At 53.6% G+C, this 24758-nt stretch carries 17 protein-coding genes; 13 read left to right on the top strand and 4 right to left on the bottom strand.

Going from position 1 to position 24758, the window contains the following annotated elements:
* Positions 1-154 precede the first annotated feature (154 nt).
* The gene (locus STSP2_RS11945) at positions 155-685 is read right to left on the bottom strand and encodes an FHA domain-containing protein (RefSeq protein WP_146662974.1); all 531 of its coding nucleotides are present in this window, start codon (positions 683-685) and stop codon (positions 155-157) included.
* Positions 686-932: 247 nt separating this feature from the next.
* Here STSP2_RS11945 and STSP2_RS11940 point away from each other — a divergent pair, with 247 nt between their 5' ends.
* Both STSP2_RS11940 and STSP2_RS11935 read left to right on the top strand, forming a co-directional pair.
* Complete coding sequence (locus tag STSP2_RS11940; protein ID WP_146662972.1) at positions 933-1511, top strand: M48 family metallopeptidase; 579 nt, start codon at positions 933-935, stop codon at positions 1509-1511.
* A 95-nt stretch (positions 1512-1606) separates the two neighbouring features.
* Positions 1607-2518 carry a metallophosphoesterase gene (locus STSP2_RS11935; RefSeq protein ID WP_146662970.1) on the top strand — a complete coding sequence of 304 codons (912 nt, stop codon included), beginning with the start codon at positions 1607-1609 and terminating at the stop codon, positions 2516-2518.
* Positions 2519-3194: 676 nt separating this feature from the next.
* Here STSP2_RS11935 and STSP2_RS11930 read toward each other — a convergent pair.
* Positions 3195-3662 carry a hypothetical protein gene (locus STSP2_RS11930; protein WP_146662968.1) on the bottom strand — a complete coding sequence of 156 codons (468 nt, stop codon included), beginning with the start codon at positions 3660-3662 and terminating at the stop codon, positions 3195-3197.
* A 3-nt stretch (positions 3663-3665) separates the two neighbouring features.
* Positions 3666-4997: an RHS repeat-associated core domain-containing protein gene (locus STSP2_RS11925; RefSeq protein WP_146662966.1), complete on the bottom strand. Its 1332-nt coding sequence runs from the start codon at positions 4995-4997 to the stop codon at positions 3666-3668.
* 485 nt (positions 4998-5482) lie between these two features.
* Here STSP2_RS11925 and STSP2_RS11920 point away from each other — a divergent pair, with 485 nt between their 5' ends.
* The 3 genes from STSP2_RS11920 to thiF all read left to right on the top strand — a co-directional run bounded on the left by STSP2_RS11920 (position 5483) and on the right by thiF (position 8907).
* Positions 5483-6142, top strand: coding sequence for a hypothetical protein (locus tag STSP2_RS11920; protein WP_146662964.1), 660 nt, complete (start codon positions 5483-5485; stop codon positions 6140-6142).
* 291 nt (positions 6143-6433) lie between these two features.
* Positions 6434-7462 carry an IS110 family RNA-guided transposase gene (locus tag STSP2_RS11915; RefSeq protein ID WP_146662962.1) on the top strand — a complete coding sequence of 343 codons (1029 nt, stop codon included), beginning with the start codon at positions 6434-6436 and terminating at the stop codon, positions 7460-7462.
* A gap of 557 nt (positions 7463-8019) precedes the next feature.
* Positions 8020-8907 carry a sulfur carrier protein ThiS adenylyltransferase ThiF gene (thiF, locus tag STSP2_RS11910; protein ID WP_205847887.1) on the top strand — a complete coding sequence of 296 codons (888 nt, stop codon included), beginning with the start codon at positions 8020-8022 and terminating at the stop codon, positions 8905-8907.
* Between the two features lie 13 nt (positions 8908-8920).
* Here the strand turns inward: thiF and STSP2_RS11905 are convergent, their stop codons facing one another.
* Positions 8921-9958 (bottom strand): helix-turn-helix domain-containing protein, encoded by a 1038-nt coding sequence (locus tag STSP2_RS11905; RefSeq protein ID WP_146662960.1) that lies wholly within the window; start codon positions 9956-9958, stop codon positions 8921-8923.
* A 129-nt stretch (positions 9959-10087) separates the two neighbouring features.
* Here STSP2_RS11905 and STSP2_RS11900 point away from each other — a divergent pair, with 129 nt between their 5' ends.
* From STSP2_RS11900 to STSP2_RS11865, 8 genes are all read left to right on the top strand, one after another.
* Positions 10088-11257: a Gfo/Idh/MocA family protein gene (locus STSP2_RS11900; RefSeq protein WP_146662959.1), complete on the top strand. Its 1170-nt coding sequence runs from the start codon at positions 10088-10090 to the stop codon at positions 11255-11257.
* Positions 11258-11296: 39 nt separating this feature from the next.
* Positions 11297-12292, top strand: a complete 996-nt coding sequence (locus STSP2_RS11895) for a sugar phosphate isomerase/epimerase family protein (protein ID WP_146662957.1) — start codon at positions 11297-11299, stop codon at positions 12290-12292.
* Positions 12293-12314: 22 nt separating this feature from the next.
* Positions 12315-13631: a Gfo/Idh/MocA family protein gene (locus STSP2_RS11890; RefSeq protein WP_146662955.1), complete on the top strand. Its 1317-nt coding sequence runs from the start codon at positions 12315-12317 to the stop codon at positions 13629-13631.
* Positions 13632-13677: 46 nt separating this feature from the next.
* The gene (locus tag STSP2_RS11885; RefSeq protein ID WP_146662953.1) at positions 13678-16821 is read left to right on the top strand and encodes a ThuA domain-containing protein; all 3144 of its coding nucleotides are present in this window, start codon (positions 13678-13680) and stop codon (positions 16819-16821) included.
* A gap of 65 nt (positions 16822-16886) precedes the next feature.
* Positions 16887-18257, top strand: coding sequence for a Gfo/Idh/MocA family protein (locus STSP2_RS11880; RefSeq protein WP_146662951.1), 1371 nt, complete (start codon positions 16887-16889; stop codon positions 18255-18257).
* Between the two features lie 136 nt (positions 18258-18393).
* A complete protein-coding gene (locus STSP2_RS11875) occupies positions 18394-21630 on the top strand; it encodes a sugar-binding domain-containing protein (protein ID WP_146662949.1) in 3237 nt (1078 codons plus the stop codon).
* Positions 21631-21943: 313 nt separating this feature from the next.
* Positions 21944-23371 carry a 3-keto-alpha-glucoside-1,2-lyase-like domain-containing protein gene (locus tag STSP2_RS11870; protein WP_146662944.1) on the top strand — a complete coding sequence of 476 codons (1428 nt, stop codon included), beginning with the start codon at positions 21944-21946 and terminating at the stop codon, positions 23369-23371.
* 18 nt (positions 23372-23389) lie between these two features.
* Entirely contained in the window at positions 23390-24736 is a 1347-nt protein-coding gene (locus STSP2_RS11865) for a Gfo/Idh/MocA family oxidoreductase (RefSeq protein ID WP_146662938.1), read from the top strand.
* The last annotated feature ends 22 nt before the right edge of the window (positions 24737-24758 follow it).

The following is a 24758-nucleotide window of genomic DNA, read 5'->3' as shown; positions in this document are numbered from 1 at the left end:
GCCGCAAAATTTAACAGCCGCGCCTCCGACGTACTATCCGTTGGGTCCATTCTCGGCGAACTGTGAAATTGTGCGGCTAGGGATTCTATGACAGAATGGTGCTCGCTGAATATGCTTACGCTTGATGATATTTTCGGCTGAACGGTTTTTTTGGCTAGTTTTCGCTGAGTTCTTTTTCGAGCTCGGCGCTTAAGTCGTCGTCATCGTCTTCGATGAGGTCGTCATCGAGATCGTCCAAATCGTCGAGGTCGGCAAGGTCATCACTGCTGTGGTGGTTGGCGGTAGCGGCCATTTCGTCGGCGCCTGCGAAATCCTCGGCGTGTTTTTTGGCCTTCTGATCGGATTCTGCTTTTGTTTGGGGTTTTGCGGGCGATTCTATCTGCGTGGGCTCGCCGTTGATCTGTGCGATGAAGGTGACGGGGCCAATTTTGAGGTTGTCGCCGGGGTTGACCTGGGTTTCGTCGTCGATCTCTTCGTTGTTCAATAAAGTGCCGTTCTTGGAGCCGAGGTCGCGGACCATGAGTTTGTCGTCTTCGATGTAGAGCTGGCAGTGGCGTCGGGAGACCATCATGAGGGGGATGCACAGGTCGCAATCCTGTCGCCGACCGATGATGGTGGCTGTGCTTGGGAGTGGGAAAGTCTTTTTCTCGCCGTTCTTTTTGAACAGTACAAGATTTACCTGCATTGCAAACTCCTTCCTTAATGTACCTCCGATTACAGCCTTATTATAGGGGAAAACTGTTTCAAAAGCAAGGGTTTATTCTCTGAGGGTCCAAATTGGTGGGATTGGGGCGGAGGTCTGGTGTTGTTTTGGGGTGGAATATGGGCTTGAACGGTGGAGTTTTTGCTGGAAGAATGGTGCGGTGAGAATTATAAGAGGGGCGGTGTGATGTGTGGAAGGATTAGTGTGGTTTCAGGTTGGTTTTTTGTTTATGGCTAAGAATCCCGAGCGGAGAATTGAATATGAGGGGTTGGGGGAGGTGCTGTTCGCGAAGCACAGGCGGGCGAGACGGCTTTCGATATCGGTGCGTCCTTTCAAGGGTGTGCGTGTGACGGTGCCGTGGCGGGTTTCTTTTGCGGCGGCGGTGCGGTTTTTCGAGGAGCACAGATCGTGGGCGGCGAAGAGCTGTGCGAAGATGGCGAGGGTTGAGGCGGAGCAGAGGGCGGCGGTTGCGGAGCTGCCTGTGATAGACAGGGCGGAGGCGAGGCGTGTGCTGGTTGGGAGGCTTGCGAAGCTGGCGGGGATGTACAGATTCAGTTATAATCGGGTATTCGTGCGGAACCAGAAGACGCGGTGGGGGAGCTGCAGCGGGAAGAACAATATTAATCTGAACGTGAACCTGGTACGGCTGAGGCAGGAATTGATCGACTATGTGCTGCTGCATGAACTGGTGCATACGCGGGTGAAGAATCACAGTGCGAGGTTCTGGCGGGAGCTGGATAAGTATGTGGGGGATGCGAAGTATCTGGACAGGTGCTTGAGGGATGAGGGGATCCCGCGGGTTGATTAAGGGTCGTTTTGTTATTTGGGAACATGCATGAGAGATAGGAGGAGGGACGAATTATTATGAACTGTCGTGCGGTATGGCCTGAGAGGACGTTTTAGTTGCGTAAGATAAGTGAGCAGAGGCGTCTTGTTGAGACGGAAGGGGTCGAGCATGCGGTGGTGCGCGGGCGGATCGGGAGGTGGCACTTTGAGAATATGCCGAGGCTGCAAAAGGTGCTGTACGGGATGCTGAAGATGAGCGGTACGGAGGGGTTCGGCAGAAGGCATGCGATGGAGGTGCAGGTTGTGGAGGTTGAGTTCGAGTTCGATAATCTGCCGGGGGCGTTTGACGGGTATCGGGTGCTGTTTTTGAGCGATTTTCATATTGACGGGCTGCCTGAGCTGGCGGAGATCGTGCTGGAGGCGGCGGGGAAGGTAGAATACGATCTGTGTGTGCTGGGCGGGGATTACAGTTTCGATCATCATGAGGAGTGTGACGAGGCGAAGGGGCTGATGCGGCAGGTGGGGGGTGTGCTGGCGGAGCGGTCGCGGGTGGTTGGTGTTATGGGTAACCATGACAGGTACAGTATGGGGGAGGTGCTGGCGGAGTGCGGGGTTGAGATGCTTTTGAACGAGAGTGTGCGTGTCGAGCGGGGCGGTGAGGCGATATGGGTTGCGGGGGTGGATGATTATCATTATTTCGGGGCGCATGATTTTGATATGGCGGATGAGGGGATCGAGGAGGGGGCGTTCAAGGTGATGGTATGCCATACGCCGGAGGGGTGGCGCGAGGCGGCGAAGCGGGGGTATTCGCTGTTTCTTGCGGGGCATACGCATGGCGGGCAGGTGTGTCTGCCGGGCGGGGTTATGCTGGTGCGGGGTGCGACGGTGAGGCGGGGGATGCTGCGGGGAGCGTGGAGAGATGGCGAGATGGCTGGGTATACGTCGCGGGGTGTGGGTGTTTCGGGGATACCGGTGAGGCACTGGTGCAGGCCTGAGATGACGGTGTTGACGATGAGGCGGGGGCGGTAGGTAGAAGCTGGTTCAAGAATTGGAAATATCTTTCGATAATGTTTTCAGCATTCGGTTGGGCCGGGGCAGAGTCGAGAAACTGTTTCAAAGCTCAGATTTGTCTTTCGGGGGGGCCTTTTTCCGTTCGGCTGTGTTGGTGAGTTGTTTGGTGGTCGGGCCGCCGCAGAATTTAACAGCACCGCCTCCGACGAACTTTCCGTTGGGTCCATTCTCGGCGAACATTTTTCATTAATATTATGCGGCTGGTGGGTGCGGGAAATGGTCGGGGTTGGTCGTTCTTGGTGGTGGATGTTATTCATCCAGGGATTGATCGTTTGGGGTGTGCAGGTGGGTTTCAACCATGGGGCCGCTGACGTGGGTTAAGGTGTGCGAGACAGATAAGCCCTTGTTAATAAAGCACTTATGAATATATTAAAGTGTCTGACCCTTTTTATTTAACCTGCCTGCGCTGTCAGTTACAGACGTAATTTCCGTTCTTAACTTACGAAAGAGCAAGAATTTAACCACCGATAGTTATTTGCACCGCACGGCCAAAATCCTCCATCACCTGTGGAGCATGACACGTTCAGTTTCTACATTCGACACCTCCCGCGTCTTCGTGACGCACTTATTTGCACCGCACGCCAGAGACTTCATGCATTAACCCCTATCCAGTTTAATTTCTGATACGCCATCGTTAATTCTGCTGTGATGTACCACAATTTAATTTTAAAGAGTCCCACTCGTATGGGTTAAACGAATGCACAATATCATCACCGGTCCCATTCTCATATGTTTGATTTGGTCCCGGACTCACAAGTTGATAACAATAACGAGAGATTATTTTAAGACGAACGGGCTGCTTCCAATAGTCAAGAACTCTCATCTTCTCAATATCTATCCCCAAACCATAACCCAGACCCTCTTGCCCATCATATTCTTCCTTAAAACAAGAAACCATTTGTACTAACGTTTCGGGCGGGCACTTTTGATTCCAACGCAATCCTGCATTAAACTCAAAAGAGGCCAAGCGTTCCCTTGTCAGCCCTTTCATTGTATTACCAATGCGCGCATCTATTTCAGCATGTTCTCTTATAAAGAACCACGAAAGAAAAACTATTGCCAGAATTATGGTCACAACTAAAAGAATATCATTGTTTTTCATATATCACCTGAACACATTTTCTAGTTTCCCAGTAACGCCAATATCGTCGCTATATAAAGGACTCCGGCATACAAATTCAACACATGTAAGTTTACCGTTTACTAATTTGTTATATTTACCAGCTATGGCGCGACAACTTATGGTGATTCCAAATTCATTTTTAACTTTGTTTACCCCTGCAGGACCAATTAAAAAACCGCCATCATCAATCCCACTCATCTCTTCCCATTCGTCATGGTATTCTCGATTAAGATACCCCCTAGACTCGGTTGCAATTCGATTCATGTTTCTCCATGAATTATTCCAATATAGCCTTAATTTTTTTTTGGTATTTTGATCCCACTGCCTTTCACCATTAAGAATTTCCTTCACTAAAGTATCCACTTTGTGAAACTGCGACAGACCTTCCGCTAAGTACTGCGTTGCATATGCTAACCGCTCATTATAATAATCGTCCCCCAGATAATTGCCTTGGTATTTGCCATTTTGGTGCAAATAAGCATGCACTAACTCATGAATAAGCATTTCGCCATAACGTTTTTGGTATATAAGCCTTTTCCCCATAAAATCTTCGAGTTGCCAGGTAACGCCAAGCCGCCTCCTTGACCGTTGATAATACAAGAAATCTTTATCTGTGTATTTCACTGTCCGTACCCACCCTAACGTGTTCTCCAAAGTGTCAATCAAACCGCTAAAGCCAGTAGTAGAATAGTATTCTGTTGTGTTATGATACTTATCAAAGGCTCTTAAGGCATCTACTGCCATCATCTTATATGTGTATTGTTCTTGACGGGGAATTTCTGGTGGCTCAAACCCTGGCGGAAGGATGATGATGGGGGGGACAAATAGCCCAGTAGGGTCAGCAGCAAGGATTGGATAACTTCTGACATACTCATATGCATTCAATCCATCCACATAACCTGCCGGGTCTTTCTGCAGGAATCGGCCGGTTTGGGCGTCGTAGTAGCGGTGGCGGCTATATTGTAATTTCAAAGAGCCGCTGTCCAATATATCGAGGCGTCGGCCTGTGTACAAGTACGGATTTGCGGTTTCTGGCTCGTCCTGGATGATGTCGTCGTCCGGGAGAGCGTAATATGTGTTGTCGGGGCCGGGCAGACGGACGGTCGCGGTGCCGTAGACGCTGTATTCGCAGCGTTCGGCGATGGCGCCATTGGTCCAGTCGATCATTGCGACGGGGCTGTAAAGGTGGTTGTGGATGTAGGCGTGTGTCCAGTCGCCGTTCGCATCGGCCATCAGCAGGGCCTCGTCAATGTAGTTGCCGTAGATGTAGCTTGCCGATTCGCTTTCTGTGCCGGAGTCGACGGTGTATTCCATGAGCACCTGCCAGTTGTCGTTGTAGTAGTAGCGGGTTGTGGTGGTTCCGTGGAGTTTGGACGGATGTTATGGATTTTATAAAGAGCTTTGGGGATTATAACGGATTGGTGGAGGGGGAACAACCTTTTTCTTTTTCGGGTGGTTTTGGTTTTTTTGTGCGAGTGGTGTATTATGGAGCTGGGCTGTGTGTGTTGAGCGGGCAAACTTTTTTGTACGTTTGAGATTGCCACGCGGCTTCGCCGCTCGCAATGACAGCATTGGAGGCATGCGGCTGGGGTGTGTGGTAAATGGGGCTTCGGGGCAGGTTTGGCGGATGGCTGGTGGTCGGTGTTTGGGGAGATTGCGGGGGCGATTATGGGACGTGGACTTTTTTAGTCGGTTTATTCAAGGGTTTCGGCGGGTGGTGTCGATACAGGCAGGTGTGGATGAGGGGATGAGATCGGACATTTTTGTATGTATTTGTGCCTGCGTTTCAGGGGATCGTAATGGGAAAATCTAAAGGAAAGTGGGATATCGACTGGAAGAAGATCGGTCGGAACATGGGTAAGGTTACCGAGCCCGATCAGGGTGTCGGGACGGGCAAGAGTTGCCGTGATGAGACTGAAGAGACGGGCGGTGTTCGTGCGGCCCGGGTTTCGACGCCGCAGAGGCCGATGGTGCCGAGGGAGCGCGGGGCGGAATCTGAGGCGCAGGGAGGTACCGCGGTTATGATCGCGGATGAGGGTGTTGAAGCTGAACAGAGAGATGAGTTTGAATCAGGGGAAATTGATATGGATATGGTAACGAAGAATGAGCCTGTACGCGTGAATGATGCTGGTAATGTTGAGCCGAACAGGTTTGCCGGGAATGGTGGGCAGGAATCGCAGGGCGGTTCGAATGCGGGTGGACGTGATACTGAGAGCGGTATGGATCTGCTGAGCGTTGATTTTATGCTGGGCGTGGTCGAGTCTACGGCGGGGAGTGATGAGAATGATGTGGTGATGCGCAAGCTGTCGTTCAATGAGCTGCTGCGTGTTGGTGCGCGGGGTGAGATCGACAGCAGGGCGCTTCAGGTATATGCTGTGGATGCGGCTGGGCTTTACGGTAAGGATATACAGAGGCAGGCGATGGAGGAGCTTGCGCTGCGGACGGGACATTCTGTCTGAGGCAGGCGATAAGATTTGTATTTATGAGGGCATCGGTCGGTTGGCTGGTGCCCTTTTTTTTGCGGCTGGTGATGATGAAGGGCGGGGGTTGCTTGTCTTGATTGGGCAAACTTTTATGTGACGTTTGAGATAAATTATGAAACCGGAGCCTCCGTGCATTGGTTATAATCGGGTTTGTTGGCCCTACGATTTTCGCGTGGTCGTCTCGTGGACGCCACAATAACCTTATATACAGGAGGCTCCTATGGACAAGTATATCGGATTTGACATCGACAGCAAGAAAACAGTGGCATGCGTGGTTCAAAAAGGCAAAAAGATTGTTTCTCGACCTTTGAGACGGATCCTGAGAAGATGAAGCAGTTTCTCAAACAGCAAGGCAGCAGGGGTGATCGGCTGCATCTTACCTTCGAGATCAGCGGTCAGGCAGGATATCTGCACGATCAGCTCAGAGGACATGTCGAGGATGTGACTGTCTCGAATCCGACACGGATGACCTGGATATACCGCACGAGCAAGAAGAACGACCGGATAGATGCCCGCAAGCAGGCGGTTCTGCTCAGCATTGACGAGGTGCCGAAGGTGCATATGCCCAGGCTGGAAGTCCGTCAATGGCGGGTGACGATCCAGCACCGCAGGAAGATGGTCAGCAGGGTCTGTCAGGTCAAAAATCGCATACGGGCGATCATAAAGGCCAACGGCTTCAGTCGGCCCGTGGAGTCTGGAAGCTGGTGGAAGTCGGCCAATCGTTTATGGATGCGCGGTCTTGCGTGCTTTGAAGCTGATGCTGAACAGCTTTGGCGGATGAGTCTTGCGGATATGCTTGAGGAATTGAATATGCTAGAGTCGCAGCTCAAGCGGGTTACGAACTACCTTGACAGGTATCTGGCAGGCCAGAGTGGCGGTAAGCTGCTGATGAGTGTGCCTGGTGTTGGGCCACGCACTGCTGAAGCAATTCTGGCTTATACTGACGACATACGCAGGTTCAGACGAACGAAACAGTACTGTGCTTATTTTGGTTTGACGCCTAAGCTTGATGAGAGCGGCTCTACTCGTCGACTCGGGCATATCAGCAAACAGGGTCCCAGCGTTGTCCGCTGGCTGCTGGTTGAAAGTGCCTGGCAGGCTATCAGGAAGAGTCCTGCGCTGAAGGCGTTTTATGAGAAGGTAATGAACGGGCAGAAGGGTCGCGGCAAGATCGCCGCAGTTGCAGTGGCTCGTAAACTGTTGAGTATAATGCGCGCGATGCTGGTCAATGGTGAGCTTTTTAATGAGGAGCTTGTCGGCCGGTCTTGCGGTTTTGATATGAGAAAATCGGCTTAGGATGTATTGAAGGTTGGCGGGATGAATTTAGAGGACCCTGTACGTGGCGATGCGAACCTCTTGGTATCGCGTCTGAGAGAATAGGGCCTCTTTACCGCAGGCAATTTGATGTGCCGTCTTCGTGATGAGCACGAATAGGAGCGTGGGCAGCCAACCCGAAATACGTCCCGCCGTATTTTCCCCTGCGGCCCCATGGCTGTCGTGAAGGGGCACACAGGGGAAAATACTCTGTATTTATGAATGGATACAAAAATGTTTAGAAATGTTTGCGAGAATCTGTTGACAGGCTCCGGTTCATAGGATTGCCACGTCGCTTCGCTCTTCGCAATGACAATGTTAAGGGTGTTCATGCGATTGGTGCGGTGGCCGCCGCAGAATTTAACAGCCGCGCCTCCGACGAACTTTTTTGAGGGTCCATTCTCGGCGAACTGTGAAATTATGCGGCTGGTTAGTGCGATATTAAGCGTGTGTCATTCATTTGGGGATGCTGCGTGAAAAAGCTTTTTGTTTGGGGTGGTGGTTGTGCTGTTTGAGCTATCCTTGATATTTGGGGGTAAATGGGGTATAGGTGGCGTGTGCGGCCGGAGACGGTTCGGCTGGTTGAGTATGTCTTATTTGTTGACGGATGGGTAATATCTGTGCATATATATGTGAATGAAAAGCAGTTTGAGGTTGTGGATCGTATTTCGGTGCAGCAGGTTCGTGAGCAGTTCAAGCTCGATGCTGATGTTGTAATCGTGAACGGGTTTGCGGTTTCGGGTGATGTCGAGCTGCGGGAGGGGGACCGGGTTGTGCTTATCAAGCGTGGTGAGCTGCCGGGGCGGAGGGAGCTGGAGGGGCTGATGGTTGCGCGTCATACGCCGGGCGTGCATGAGAGGGTGAAGGCGGCGACGGTCGGGATCGCAGGGCTTGGGGGATTGGGGTCGGCGATAGCGATAGCGCTGGCGCGTGTTGGAGTCGGGCGGCTGGTCGTTGCGGATTTTGATGTTGTCGAGCCTAGCAATCTGAACAGGCAGCAGTATTTTGTTGATCAGATCGGGATGACGAAGACGGAGGCGACGCGGGAGAATATCGAGCGGATCAATCCTTATGTGAAGGTGATCAGTCATCAGGGGCGTATCGAGGCAGGGAACGTTGCGGAGGTGTTCGGCGGGGTTGACGTGATGTGTGAGGCGTTTGACGGGGCGGATCAGAAGGCGATGCTGTGTGAGAGTTTTACGGGGGCGTTTTCGGATACGCCTTTGGTGATGGCTGCGGGTGTTGCTGGGTTCGAGCGGTCGAATACGGTGGTTACGCGAAAGCTGGGTAAGAATCTTTACCTGGTTGGGGACATGGAGACGGGGGCGGGGCTCGGTGTGGGGCTGATGTCGCCGAGGGTTGGGATCGCTGCGCATCACCAGGCGAACGCAGTTTTGCGGCTGCTGCTTGGTGAGGAAGTCGGCTGAGGTACCTGCGCGGTCAGGCGGACTTTTGCTGTTGTTCGGTTTCGACTTTTCGGTACTGTGTGGGTGATATGCCGGTCTTCTTTTTGAAGACTGTTGCGAAATACTGGCTGGATTCGAAGCCGCAGGAGAAGGCTATGTCGGTGACGGATGCATCGGGGGCGTTGGCGAGCAGTTCTTTGGATTTTTCGACGCGGCAGTGTGCGAGGTAGTCGGCTGCGGTCATGTTTGTGATGCGTTTGCAGTAGTGTGCGAATCTGCTTCTGCCGAGGTTGCAGTGTTCGGCCATGCTTTCGAGTGTCCAGGGGTAATCGAGGTGTTCGCTGAGGCCCGAGAGGAACATTTCGACGCTTCGCTGAGTACTGCCGAGCTTTACGTCCAGTTTTATTTGTTTTGTTTTGAGCATTTCGTAGGCTTCGAGGAAAAGCTCGTTAATGTAGAGCATGAGGCGGGTCTGTACGTCTTCCGGGCTGTCCGAGCTGACGTGGTGAGCAATTTTTTCGAAGCATTTTTCGATCTGTTTGTTACCACGCCATACGGGCTGTTCGTTGAAGCTGAGCAGTTTGGTCAGGCCTGCGAGATCGTGCTCGGAGAAGTTGATCCAGTCGGGCCATTGCCAGGGGTCGTTGGGGCGACGTACACCGACGTCCAAAATCAGCCAGTGCATTCGGCTGGCGGCTACGTTGGGGTTTCCGACGGTATGGGGCTGCCAGGGGCGGGTGACGGTGAAATCGCCTGCTTTGAGCTCATAATGCTGGTCGTCGACGGTGAAATCGAGAGTTCCGCGAGTCAGATAGCCCAGTTCAATGCCTTCGTTGCGGTGTTTTGGAAGGCCCCAATTCTGGTCTTCTTTAGCGTCCCAGACGCAGGCGACACAAAGTTCCGGGAGCATTTTTACTGGCATTCTTTGTCCGGGATAGGTACCATGTGCGAAAGCGGCGTGGTAGAGGTCGCCCCGGGCCTTGGCGTTTCGCAGAGGTTCGCAGGTGTCGGCGCGATGTGTACCGTTTACATCGTAAAAAATTGCGGGTTGAGGTTTGGAGGTCCTTTTCATGTTTTTGCTCCTTGCCTGGCGAAAAGTTTAAAATCTACCACTGGCGAATTTTAGTAGACTTGTACCAGATACGGCATTAGAGTTCAAGCACAGAATTTTGCTACCCATATAGAAAGGAGACTGTTCATAATGGCATTCGAGAGAACACTCAAGATGGGAATGGTCGGCGGCGGCCCGGACGCGTTTATCGGCGATGTGCACCGTAAGGCGGCGAGACTTGACGGAAAGATCGAGATCGCGGCGGGGGCGTTTGATGTCGATCCCGCAAAATCACGCCAGATGGGTGAGCAGCTCTGTCTGGATCCGGGGCGAGCGTATGACACTTACCAGGACATGATCAAGGGAGAGATGGCGCGGCCCGAGGGTGAGCGGATCGATTTCGTTTCTATTTGCGTTCCGAACAATCTTCACTTTCCAATCGCGAAAGACTTTATCGAGGCGGGCTTTAACGTGATGTGTGAAAAGCCCATGACGATCACGCTTGATGAAGCGAAAGAGCTTGAGAAGCTTGTTGAGAAGCATGGTGTCGTGTTCGGGCTGATGCATAACTATACCGGTTATCCGATGGTGAAGCTGGCGCGTGATCTGGTTGCGGGCGGTGACTTCGGCAAGGTTCGCAAGGTTGTGGTCCGGTATATTCAGGGCTGGCTTGCGACGAAGCTGGAGGATACGGGACTGCAGCAGGCTACATGGCGGACGGATCCGAAGCAGAGCGGTGCCGGGTGTCTGGGTGATATCGCGACGCATGCGGAGAATCTGGCGGAGTATATTACCGGGCTGAAGATAGAGAATATTTGTGCGGATATTACCAGCTTTGTGCCAGGCAGACCAGTGGATGATGATGTGAACTGTCTGCTGCGGTTCGAAGATGGGGTGAAGGGGATACTGCATGCGACGCAGATCGCGACGGGTCAGGAGAACGGGCTGTCGATCTGGGTGCATGGTGAGAACAAGACGATCGAGTGGCACCAGGAGGAGCCGAACGCTCTGTATCTGAAGGACAATGAAGGGCCGATGCAGGTATGGCGGCGAGGCAATCCTTATGTTGAGGAAGTGAGTGCGGCGGCTGCGAGAGGCTGTCGAATACCGCCCGGGCATCCTGAGGCGTTTATCGAGGCGATGGCGAACGTCTACTGCAATTTCGCTGATACTATCTGGGCGAAGCTTGAAGGCCAGGAAGCTGATGCTCTGGTTTCGGACTTCCCGAAGGTCGGCGACGGCGTGCGGGGCATGAGCTTTATCGAGACGGTTATGGAAAGTGCAAAGAGTGATCAGAAGTGGACGGCTATGAAGAAATAGCTTTCTGCTTTTTATTCGGGATTTTGAAAGGAGATTACAATGGCTAGACCAGTTACTATGTTTACGGGACAGTGGGCGGATATGCCGCTGGAAGAACTTGCGAAGACGATGGCGGGCTTTGGTTATGACGGGCTCGAGCTGGCTTGCTGGGGCGACCATATGGACGTTTTCAAGGCGGCGGAAGATATGGACTATTGCAAGAAGCAGCGTGCGATACTGGATAAGTACGGACTGAAGCTGTTTGCGATCAGTAATCATCTGGCGGGGCAGTTGACGTGTGATCCGAACGATGACAGCAGGTCGGACGGGTTTGCGCCGGCGGATTGTGCTGGTGATGCGGATAAGAAACGCGAGTGGGCGATCGAGGCGATGAAGAATTCGGCGCGGACGGCGAAGAATCTCGGGCTGGATGTGGTGAATGGTTTTACCGGGTCGCCTATATGGCATATGCTGTACAGTTTTCCGCCTGTGTCGGATCAGATGATCGATGACGGGTTTAAATATTTCGCGGAGATATGGAATCCGATCCTGGACGTGTTTGACGAGTGCGGGGTGAAATTCGCGCTTGAGGTGCATCCGACGGAGATCGCTTTTGATATTTTGACGGCTAAGAGGGCGCTTGAGGCTGTTGGCAATCGTGAGGCATTTGGTTTCAATTTCGATCCGAGTCATCTGCACTGGCAGATGGTCGATCCGGTGAAGTTTATACAGGAATTCCCGGACCGTATTTACCACGTACATATGAAGGATGCTGCGCTGCAGTTGGACGGTCGGACGGGTATCCTGGCGAGCCATTTGAACTTCGGTCAGCCGATGCGCGGCTGGGATTTCCGGTCACTTGGTCACGGCGGAGTAGATTTTGAGGAAATAATCCGTGCCTTAAACGTCATAGGTTATGAAGGGCCGCTTTCGGTCGAGTGGGAAGATTCGGGTATGGATCGGCTGCATGGGGCCCAGGAGGCTTGTGATTTCGTGAAGAATGTCGATTTCAAGCCTTCAGGCGTTGCTTTTGATGCTGCGTTTGACGAAAAGTAGGGTTTAATAAGGGAGTTCTGGCATGAGCAAAGGTTCCGGGCTTAACAGGCGGGCGTTTTTAAAAAGAGCGGGTGCTGCGGGTGCGGCGGCGATCGCATTTCCGCATTTCGTGCCGGCGACGGCGATGGGTAAGGCCTGGGCCGCGGCTCCGAGTGAGCGGATAGTTGTCGGCGGTATCGGTGTCGGCAGCATGGGAACGGGGGATCTGCGGAACTTTCTGAGCAGGAGCAACGTGCAGGTTGTTGCGGTGTGTGACGTCGATGACAGGTTTGCCAATCGTGCGAAGGGGCTTGTCGATAAGAAGTACGGCAACAAGGGTTGTGCGACGACGCGGGATTACCGCGAGATATTGGAGCGTGACGATCTTGATGCTGTGTTTCATGCACTGCCGGACCATTGGCACAGTATTATCTCGGTGGCGTGTGCGAGAAAGGGCCTGCATATTCACGGTCAGAAGCCGCTGGCACGTACGATCTGGGAAGGCAGGCAGATATGCGACGCGGTCAAGGAGCACAACGTCGTCTGGCAGACGGGGAGCTGGCAGCGGTCGCAGCAGCATTTCCGCAGGGCGTGTGAGCTGGTGATCAACGGGAAGATCGGCGATGTGAAGTATGTCGAAGTTGGTCTGCCGGACGGAAAGGCGACGGGTACGAAGTCTTTGCTTGATGTGCCTGATGCGCTTGACTGGGATATGTGGCTCGGGCCGGCTCCGAAGAGGCCCTATCAGGATTTCGGGCGGGGGAGCTGTCACTGGGACTGGCGTTGGATCATGGATTATTCCGGCGGTCAGTTGACCGACTGGGCGGGGCACCATGTGGATATCGCGCATTGGGGGCTTGGGCTGGATCGGACGGGGCCTGTGGAGATAGAGGGGCGAGGTGTTTATCCGAAGGACGGGCTTTATGATGTGCCGATCGCGTACAAGTTCAGGTGCAAGTATAAGAACGGCGTGGAGATGGTGGTCGCGAACAGGTCGCAGCAGCCGAGGGGGCAGGGCGTTGTCTGGTATGGTGAAAAGGGCTGGATCCATGTTAACAGAGGCGGTTTGTGGGCCGAGAAGCCGGAGGTGCTGCGAGAGAGCATACTGCCGAACGAGATACAGCTTTATGACAGTAATGACCACGTGGGCAATTTCCTGGATTGCGTGCGGAGCGGCAAGGAGACCATTACGCCTGTAGAGGTTGCGCATCGGTCGATCAGTGTTGGGCTGCTGGGCGAGATCGCGATGCTGACGAGGCGGAAGCTGAGGTGGAACCCGGATACGGAACGGTTTGTGGATGATGAGCAGGCTAATCGGTATCTTTCGAGGCCGTTCAGGAGTCCGTGGCACATTGCGTAGGTTGAGGGTGCGGGTGAACGTTTAACTTTGAAGAGAGGTGCAGTTTATGAGATCGATGCACATGAGAATAGCTTTGATATGTCTGGGGTTGTCGGTGGTTCTGGCTGGTGTTTCGGTGGCGGCGCCGACTGCGGAACAGATCGAGAAGATGCGCGAGGCGATGCCGGATGAGCCTGTCGTGAAGGCGAAAGAGGGGCGGAAGCTTTTGGTGTTTACGAAGTGCAAGGGATATGTACATGGTTCGATCCCATATGCAACGAAGTCGCTGGAGCTGATGGCGGAGAAGACGGGTGCGTTTTCGATCGTGGTGAGCAATGACATGAAGGTGTTTCGGCCCGAGACGCTGGAGCAGTTTGATGCGGTTTGTTTCAATAACACGACGAAACTTACTTTTGATGAGGAGCCTGGGCTGAAAAAGAGTTTGATGAATTTTGTGAAGTCGGGCAAGGGGGTTGTGGGGATCCATGCGGCGACGGACAATTTCTATGAGTGGGACGAGGCAGCGAGGATGATGGGAGGCGTGTTTGATGGGCACCCGTGGACGGCAGGAGGGACGTGGGCTTTTGAGGTGGAGGATACGGGGAGTCCGCTGACGGCAGCGTTTGAAAATGTCAAGTTTAAGGATAAGGATGAGATATACCGTACGAAGCAGATGGGGCTGCGGGAGAACTGCAGGGTGCTGGTGCGGCTTGATCTGACGGATAATGTGACAGGCAGTGCAGGGGGGATACGGCCGAGCGATGTGGATATACCCGTTTCGTGGATACGGTCCTATGGTGACGGTCGGGTGTACTATTGCGGTTTCGGGCACAATGCTCATATTTACTGGAACGCTGAGATAATGGAGCATCTGCTGGCGGGTGTTCAGTTTGCGATGGGGGATCTGGAGGCTGATACGACGCCTGTTGCGTTTGATCCGCTTTCGCTGGTAGATTTCGAGCGGCTTGAAGCTATACTTGCCGAGGTTGGCGAGTATGAGTACGGTCAGAGCAGGGCAGTTGTGTATCAGTTGGACAGTTTCCTTGCTGGGCTGCCTGAGGCGGCTGTGATGAGCGGGGAAGTGCAGAAGGAGCTGGGCGAGTTTTTGAAGTCCGAAGCGAGTGCAGCGGGTAAGAAAGTTGTATGTGAGAAGCTTAGTGTTTACGGTACAGAAGATTCTGCGGGGGTTCTGGCGGGTCTTCTGGATGATGATGAGCTTGGCGATGTGGCTCGGTATGCGTTGGAGCGGATCCCGGGTGAGTCTGTGGATAAGGTGCTGGTCGGTGAGCTTGAGGGTGCGAGCGGTGATCAGGCTGTCGGATTGATCACTACGATCGGCAGGCGCGGGATCGAGGGGGCATTGTCTTCGGTTGCTGCGAAGCTGGGATCTTCGGATCAGAAGGTTCAGGCGGCTGCGTTGATAGCAATCGGACGTATCGGTAACCGGGATGCGCTTAAGGTACTGCAAGAGCAAAAGGATGAGTTTAGCGGAGATGCGGAGCTGCAGGAAGTGTTTGTTACGGCACTGCTGCAATGCGCAGACGGGCTCGCGGCAAAAGGTGACAAGGATGGGGCGGTATTCATTTACGTCAATGTGTTCAAGTCGGATTGGTCGCTTTCGCAGAGGGTGGCTGGTCTGAGCGGACTAATCGAGGCGGCGCCGGAGTACGGAGTTGAGCAGGTTGTAGACCTGTTGCAGGGTGATGATGAAGAGATGAAGAGTGCGGCGATCGGGCTGGTTCGACTGGCTGAGAGCGGAGATGTCGCGGCAAGTCTTGCGGCGGAGCTTGGGGGATTGAATGATGACATCAAGGTTCAGTTGATCGGTGTATTGCAGGATATGGGCGAGAGAACTGCGGCGGAGGCGATTACTGCTGCGGCTGGGTCCGAGGACATGGAGGTGAGGGTTGCCGCGGTCGAAGCGTTGGGAAGTCTTGGCGGGTCGGAGCATGTTAAGATGCTTGCTGAGACGGCAGCGGAGGATGCGGGGAATGTGGGTGAGGTTGCGAGGGAGAGCCTGTACCGGCTCAACGAAGCAGGGGTGAATGATAAGATAGCTGAGCTGGCAGTGTCCGATGAGACAGGGGCAGACGTCAGGGTCGAACTGATCGGTGCGATAGAGCAGAGAAAGATAGAGTCTGCGCAGGGTGAGCTGCTGGAGCTTGCGAAATCGGATGTTCAGGATGTTTCGCTGGCTGCGTTGAAGGCGATGCGGAGCGTGGGTGGGGGCGATTTCGATGAGCTGGTCGAAATTATGATAAATGCGGACAGCTCGCGGCGGAGCAGGGCCGCGGGAGTTGCGGTACTGGCAAGGTCGCAAAAAGATGCGGATGCCGAGAAGAGAGCGGTTAAGGCGCTGGCTGGGGGGATGCAAGACGCCAGCGATCCGAGGTCGGCTCAGTCGATTTTGGCGATAATGGGTAAGATCGGCAATGACGCAGCACTGCCTTACATCAGGGAGGCGCTCAGGTCAGATGATGACAGAATGGTTTCGGGGGCAGTCAAGGCGCTTTCGGGCTGGCCGAGCACGAGCCCTGCGGATGATCTTCTGGAGGTCGCGAGAACCAGTGAGTCGGCGAGGACGCGGTCGATGGCGATCCGGGGTTATGTGAATCTTGCAAAGCACGTGAAAACCGGGGCGGCTGAAATGCTTGAGAAAGCAATTGAAGCTGCTGAAAGACCTGCTGAGAAGAAGTATGCTTTGGGTGTGCTTGGCGGGGTCAAGTCGCCTGCGGCGTTGGAGCTGGCGGAGTCGCTTGCGGGTGATGAGGCTGTTGGCGAAGAGGCGAAGATCGCAGTGAAAAAGATAAGGGAAGCTTTGGCTAAGAATGTGATCGAGGCTGAGGCATCGCGGAATTCGGGCAAGGTCGGCAATGCGTTTGACGACGATCCGGGTACACGTTGGGATACGGGCAGGCCGATGAAGCCCGGCGACTGGTTTATGATTGATCTGGGGTATGCGATGAATGTCAAGCAGATCAAGCTTGACGCGAAGGGTTCGGCGAATGATTATCCGAGGGGATACGAGGTTTATGCTTCCAAGGATAAGAGTGAGTGGGGTGAGTCTGTTGCAACGGGTGAGGCAAGTAAGCCGGTTGTAGAGATAGAGTTGGATACGGATCAGCCGGTCAGATACTTGAAGATAGTGCAGACGGGTTCTTCGGGTTCGTATTACTGGTCAATACATGAGATGGATTTTGTGTTTGAATGATGGATATTCTGTGGGTTGAGAGCAAGGTTTCGATTCACAATAACTTGAAAAAATTGAGGTGAATTATGGCAGGACATGGTTCTAAGAGCAAGGACGGAATTTCACGCAGACAGTTTATGGGTTCAGCGGCAGCGGCAGCGGCTGCATTTACGGTCGTTCCGAGTTATGTGATCGGAGCGAACGGTCAGACACCGCCGAGCGAGAAGCTCAATATTGCGGCTATAGGTGCCGGCGGGATGGGGGCCGGCAATCTGCGGGCCATGTCGGGTGAGAATATAGTTGCTTTGTGTGACGTTGATGACAAGCGGGCAGCGGGGAGCTATGAGAGGTTTCCGGATGCGAAGCGTTATAAGGATTTCCGTGTGATGCTGGAAAAGCAGAAGGATATCGATGCGGTTCTTATAGCGACGCCTGATCATACGCATGCAGTTGCTGCGATGGCGGCTATGCAGGCGGGCAAGCATGTTTATGTGCAGAAGCCGCTGACTTATACCGTGAATGAAGCTCGTGTGTTGACTGAGGCGGCTCGGAAGTACAAGGTTGCTACGCAGATGGGTAACCAGGGGCATTCGGGTGAAGGATGTCGTCTGATCCATGAGTGGATCCATGACGGTGCGATCGGGCCGGTGCGTGAGGTTCATTGCTGGACGAATCGACCGATCTGGCCGCAGGGAATTGTTAAACCTGCTGAGGCGCAAGAAGTTCCGTCTACTATGGACTGGGATCTTTGGGTCGGTCCGTCGCGGATGCGTGAGTACAACAGTGCGTATGCTCCGTTTAACTGGCGCGGCTGGATCGATTACGGCTGCGGATCGCTTGGTGATATGGGTTGTCATATCATGGATGCTGCGGTTTATGCGTTGGATCTTACCAAGCCTTCGAGTGTGATCGCGTCGGTGAGCAAGGATCCGACAGGAGAATGGAAGATCGATGATCGGTCGGGGACATATCCTGCTGCTTCGGTTGTGCATTATACATTCCCGGCACGCGGATCAATGCCTCCGGTTAAGTTGCACTGGTATGACGGCGGGATCATGCCTGAGCGTCCCGAAGACCTTGAGCCCGGCCGACGGATGCCTGACAGCGGCACGATATTTGTGGGCGACAAGGGTAAGATCATGAGCGGCACTTACGGCGGCGGTCCTCGTATTATACCTGAGACGAAGATGCGGGCCTATGACAGACCTGAGCGGACTCTCGAGCGTGTTGAGGGCAGTCATGAGCAGAACTGGATCGATGCTTGCAAGGGCGGTAAGCCTGCAGTTTCGAACTTCGAGTATGCCGGGCCGTTCACTGAGATGGTTCTGCTGGGTAATATTGCAGTGCTCAATCCGGATCAGCGTCTGAACTGGGATGCTGATGCAATGAAGATCACGAACAATGAAGAAGCTAACGCCTGGGTCAAGCGTGAGTACAGGCAGGGCTGGTCCCTGTAGAAATCATGTCGGTGCGGTCTTTTGGGCCGCACCGGTTTTCTAAACTTGCGTTTCAAAGGTAGTTTGTACATGCGGGCGCAGGCTGGGTTTTGAATTGGCTTTAATGGAATAGAGTTTTGAGTTCAGGGCAGAGGAAATGATCGAACGACCGACAAAGTTTTTATTGGCTCTTCTAATCGCTGCAATTTTAGGATCCTTTTGTGCTTCCGCTGCGGATGGTGAGAGTATTTCGCTTGCGGGTGAGTGGCAATTCAGTCTCGATGAGGAGGATGTCGGGGTCGATCAGCAGTGGTACGGCAAGGAGCTTTCTGAGACGATCGAGCTGCCCGGGACGACGGATGAGGCGGGTTATGGAGAGAAGACGGAGGGTTCGACTTATGGTGCGCTGAGCAGGGTTTATAAGTATGTCGGGCCGGCGTGGTATAAAAAGGAAGTGATCGTTCCTGCGGACTGGCGGGATAAAAAGTTGACGTTGTTCCTGGAGCGGGTTCTGTGGGAGTCGACTGTCTGGCTGGATGGTGAGAAGATCGGCAGTTATGACAGTCTGGGGACGCCGCACAGTTATGAGCTAGGAGTTGTCGAGCCTGGTGAGCACACGATCACGGTGCGGGTGGATAATTCGATGATACATATGATCGGCGAGAAGGGGCATGCGTACGGCGATCATATGCAGACGATCTGGAACGGCGTGGTTGGGGAGATCAAGCTTGAAGCGAGGCCCGCGGTTAATATTGGTTCAGTGAAGGTGTGGCCGGATATTGATAAGAAACTCGTGAAGGTCGTTGCTGGGATAAACAACGAGACTGATAAGCGGCAGTCGGTGACGGTTGACTGCGGGGTTTTTGAGGTCGGGCTCGACGGGGTCAGGGCAAGGAAGAAGGTGAAGTTCGATCTTGAGCCTGGGGAGGTGGAGAAGACGATCAATCTGTTTTTGGGCGATAAGATGGAGCTGTGGGATGAATTCGATCCGACGCTTTATCGGGCAGAGCTTTCGCTGAAGGCGGGCGGTTTTTTTGACTCGTACAGGCACAGCAAGTCGGTGCAGTTCGGATGCAGGAAGATAGGGCATGACGGGACGCATTTTGTGGTGAACGGTCGGCCGACGTATATGCGGGGCAATCTGGATAATGTGCATTTTCCGCTGACGGGCTATCCGGCGATGGATGTTGAGCAGTGGAGGCGGATATGGGAGATCAGCAAATCTTACGGGCTCAATCATATTCGTTTTCATTCGTGGTGTCCGCCTGAGGCTGCGTTCGAGGCGGCGGATAAGGTTGGGATATATCTGCAGCCTGAGATCGGTATCTGGATCGACAAGTGGATGCTGAAGGATTTTCCGGGGCTGAAGCTGTTTGGTAAGGATGAGGAAGTTGTCGAGTATGTGAAGAGGGAGCGTGACAGGATACTGGAGGCGTACGGGAACCATCCGTCGTTCGTGATGATGGGTATTGGCAATGAGCTCGGCGGCGGTGATTTCGATCTGATGGCGGAGATCATGGATACTGCCCGGGAGCGTGATCCGCGGAGGCTTTATGCGACGTCGACGGCGAGGCAGTTGCCGGAGAGTGACGATTATTATGTTTCACACAGGACGAACAGGGGCGGGACGCGTGGGTTGAGGGGGCCCAGTACTGCGTGGGATTATGACAATGTGCTGGAGCATATGGATGTGCCGGTGATAGCGCACGAGCTTGGGCAGTGGCCGGTGTATCCGGATTTTGATGAGATAGACAAGTATACGGGCGTGCTGCGGGCGCGTAATCTGGAGGGGTTCCGGGAGTCCGCCAGGGAGAGGGGGCTGCTGGAGCTGAACGAGGAATTTCATGAAGCGACCGGGGCGCTGAACGTGCTTTTGTATAAGGCTGAGATCGAGGCGAATATGCGTTCGGAGCACATGGCGGGATTTCATCTGCTGGGGCTGCAGGATTATTCCGGGCAGGGTGAGGCGCTGATCGGGACGCTGGATTCGTTTTATGACAGCAAGGGGATCACGACGCCTGAGAAGTTTATGCGGTACTGTGATGTGACGGTTCCGCTGCTGAGGATCGAAAAACGCGAGTGGCGAAACGATGAGACGCTGGCGGCGTCGCTGCAGATATCGCATTTCGGGGAGGAGGATATTGCAGGTGCTGTGCCGTTCTGGAAGCTGGTGAAGGAGGACGGCGAGGTGGTCGCGGAGGGTGAGTTTGAGGCTCGGGATATAATGGTCGGGTCGCTGGCTGATGCGGGTTCGCTTAGTGCGTCGCTTGAGGGTTTGACGGAGGCGCAGGAGCTAACGATCACGGCGGGGCTTGAGAATACCGACATCGTGAACAGTTGGAAGGTGTGGGTGTTCCCGGCGGTCGAGGTTGAGATGCCGGGTGATGTGATGGTGGCGGAGTCGCTGAATGAGGACGTCGTGAGCCATCTTGAAGATGGAGGCAGGGCGGTTGTGTTCGCTTCGAATACGGCGACGGAGAAGAAGGTGGAAAGCAAGTTTATGCCGGTGTACTGGTCGCTGACGTGGTTTCCGGGGCAGGCGGGGGGACTTGGGCATCTGATACGGGATGAGCATGAGGCGCTTGCGGAGTTTCCTACTGACATGCATACCGACTGGCAGTGGTGGGATATTGCGCGGGGCGGGCATGTTTTCATTCTAAACGATACGCCTTTTGGTTTCAGGCCGATCGTTCAGCCGATCGATGATTTCCATCGGAACAATAAGCTGGGTGCGATATTTGAGACGAGATATGGCGACGGCAAGCTGCTGGTGTGCAGTTGGGATCTGCCGGGCAAGGCGGAGAAGAGTCTGGCTGCGAAGCAGTTGCTGTACAGTCTGATGCAGTATGTGGGCGGGGATGAGTTTTTGCCCGAGCATGAGCTGGATCGTGATTTGCTGGGTGAGCTGCTAATGTCGGCCCAGGAGGCGACGCTCGCCAAGCTGCCGGAGGGCAAGGAGAAGGCGGTTCTGTTTGTCGATGCTGCTGGGGAGGTTGATGCGGTTGAGCAGAATGTGGCGTACGATAAGAGTAAAGATGATGTGCTAGTCGGCGGTGATGGTTTTGGTTATTCGGTCGCTGCTGACGGCATGTGGCGGGACAGCAAGGGTGCCTACTGGTTTGGTGAAGAGCTGGCGGTGACTCTGGACGTGCCGGAGGGCTTTATCGGTACGCTCTATGTGCATTTCCAGGATTCGAATATGCTGGACAGGAAGGGTGAGGTTCGGTTTGAGGGTCGGCCTGTGAGCCTTGGAGAGCATAAGGATAAGGGGAAATGGGTTGCGGTCCATGTGATGCGTGAGGATACGCTGGACGGGACGATCACGCTTGGTGCGAAGGTGACGGATGGTCCGAATCTGATGATCTCGGCGATCGCGGTTGTGCCCGAGGGCTAATAACGGTTATTTAAGGATTCAGATGCGACGGAAGCGGTTTGCTGGACTGTCGGTCTGAGATTATGTATAATGAACGCGGCTGTAGACTGGTGGATAATGAAGTGTCAGATTGGGCAGTATTTTACAGATATATCTGGTTCTGTGTCCGCCAAAAAGGGTTTTGAGCGGCGTTCTGGGACCATATTTGCAGGCGGCAATATAGAAAGCCGGTAAATGTGGGTCGTTAGGTGTTTGATCTGGTGCTGGATTGTTGAGGCCAGGGATCGAATCTACTTGATAAAAGGGTTAATGATAACTTTTTCGGGGTAGTAAAATGAAGAAAAATATGGCGATTATGATAGTGGGAGTCGTTGCGATAATGGCTTGTAATTTGATGGCGGCTGGGCCGGAAATGCCCTTGAAAGAGCATCCGGCGGTAAGTGCTTATGACGGCTGGCGTCTGGGGACGCAGGCGTGGAGTTTCAATCGTTTTACGTTTTATGAAGGTCTGGACAAGACGCGTTCGCTGGGTCTGGATTATATCGAGGCGTATCCGGGGCAGAAGCTGAGCAAGGATGGTGATGGGAAGTTCCATCATAATATGTCCGAGGAGCTTCGGAAGGAAGTGAAGCAGAAGCTCAAGGATGCTCAGATCAAGGTGGTGAATTACGGCGTTGTCGGACTTGGCAATGACGAGGCGAAGGCACGTGAGGTGTTTGAGTTCGCGAAGGATATGGGGATCGAGACTATCGCTTCGGAGCCTCCTTTTGAGGCGTTTGATATGCTTGATAAGCTGTGCCAGGAGTACAAGATCAATCTGGCTGTTCATAACCACCCTAAGCCTTCGCGGTACTGGAACCCGGATACTGTGCTGAAGGTCGCTGAGGGGCGGAGCGATTATATCGGTGCGTGTGCGGATACGGGGCACTGGGTTCGTTCGGGTCTGGATCCGGTCGAGTGTCTCAAGAAGCTGGAAGGCCGGATCAAGAGTCTGCACTTCAAGGAGATCAAGGACGGTCATGATGTGCCCTGGGGCACGGGTGCGAAGCGTGCGCCTAAGCTGCTTGAGGAGCTGCATCGGCAGGGTTTCGAGGGTGTTTTCTCTATCGAATACGAATACAACTGGAGCAATTCGGTTCCCGAGATGCGTCAGTGTGTTGCGTTTTTTGAGAAGAAGGGCAGAGAGCTGAATCCTACCGGCTGGGAGCCTCTGTTTGATGAGGATTTCGCGAATGCGGATATGAAGGAGGGCTCATGGGAATGGAAGCAGGGCGTTCTGACGCGAATGGGCGGCGGTGATATCTGGACGAAGGGCAAGTATTCTGATTTTGTATTGGATATGGAATACAAGCTGGCGCCGAAGACGAACAGCGGTGTGTTTATCAGGACGCAGGATCACAACTGGCTGCCGTGGATCGAGGTGCAGGTTGAGGATTCGCACGGCAAGGAGATCGACAGGCATGTTGCGGGTGGGATATTCGATGTGCTTGCGCCTTCGAAGAATGCCGTCAAGCCGGCGGGTAAGTGGAACCGGATGACGATCGGGGCGAAAGACAATAAAGTTTACGTAGTGCTTAACAATGAGCCGATAATCGATATGGACCTGAATGACTGGGACGAAGCTCACAAGAATCCGGACGGGTCAAAGAATAAGTTCAATGTCGCCTACAAGGATCTGCCGAGAGAAGGCTTTATCGGTTTGCAGGATCATGGACAGGCGGTCTGGTATAGAAACCTGAGTATAAAAGAATTGCAGGATTAGTACAGGAGTGTCAAGATTATGTCTGATAAGATGAATAGAAGAGATTTTATGCGTTCGACTGCGGCTGTTAGTGCGGGTCTTGCGATAGCGCCGGGTCTGTTTGCTGCGGAAGCTAAAGAGAAGGCTGACGATATCAACGTTGCTATACTTGGTGCGGGCAGTCAGGGGCAGGTTCTGCTGGATTCGTGTCTGCGGATACCGGGTCTGCGTTTCAAGGCAGTGTGCGATATATGGGAACAATACAACCTTCGTAAGGTTCATCGTCTGCTGATGAAGTATCGTCACGAAAACAATGCGTATATCGATTATCGTGAGATGCTGGACAAGGAAAAGGATCTGGACGCGGTTATTATCGCAACGCCTGACTTCTGGCACAGCGAGCATGCGATCGCGTGCATGGAAGCTGGACTTGACGTTTACTGCGAAAAGGAAATGTCCAATACCATCGAGGGTGCTAAGAAGATGGTAGAGGCGCAGAAGAAGACGGGTCAGTTGCTGCAGATCGGACATCAGAGGCGTTCGAATCCGAGGTATCTGTACTGCAAAGACAAGCTGATGACCAATGACGAGATACTCGGCCAGGTCACGATGATCAACGGTCAGTGGAACCGTTCGGCGCGGCCGGACCTTTCCGCGCCTGAGCGATATCATATACCGCAGAAAGTGCTGAAGCAGTACGGTTTTGATTCGATGCGACAGTTCCGAAACTGGAGATGGTACCGCGGGCTTGGCGGCGGACCGATCGTGGACCTTGGTGCTCATCAGATCGATGTTTATAACTGGTTCCTCGGTGCACATCCGAAGGCAGTGATCGCAAACGGCGGGACGGATTATTATGATAAGGAAACGCACGAGTGGTACGACGTCGTGATGGCTGTGTACGAGTACGAGACGAAGAAGGGTACGGTACGTGCGTTCTACCAGACCGGTACGACGAACAGCAACGGCGGTTACTACGAGACGTTCATGGGTGACAAGGGTACGCTGACGATATCCGAGGCGTCGAGCCGGGGTGCATTGTATCCGGAGAACCTGGCGGATATCAAGGTCGCTCAGAAGTGGGAGAAGTTCGTATCTTCGGGGCTGGTCAAGGAGCCTGTGAAGGAGGATACGGGCGGCGACGAGGACGCATTGCTGGACGTTCGTGAGACGGTCGCTCCGCCTGCGTACGAGATACCAGTTACGATGGAGAAGAAGTACCATCAGCCGCACCTTGAAAACTTCTTTGATGCTATGCGAGGTAAGGTAGAGCTCAACTGCCCAGCGGAAGACGGGTATGCAAGTGCGGTCACTGTTTTGAAGGTGAACGAGGCGATCCAGGCGAAGAAGCGGCTGGAATTCAAGCCTGAGGATTTCGAAGCCTAAACCCCATATAAACGGAGTTATA

Origin of the sequence: Anaerohalosphaera lusitana (assembly GCF_002007645.1) — a bacterium.
Classification (GTDB): domain Bacteria; phylum Planctomycetota; class Phycisphaerae; order Sedimentisphaerales; family Anaerohalosphaeraceae; genus Anaerohalosphaera; species Anaerohalosphaera lusitana.
The sequence above is the reverse complement of the archived record's forward strand: the minus strand, read 5'-3'. Positions and strand labels throughout refer to the sequence as shown.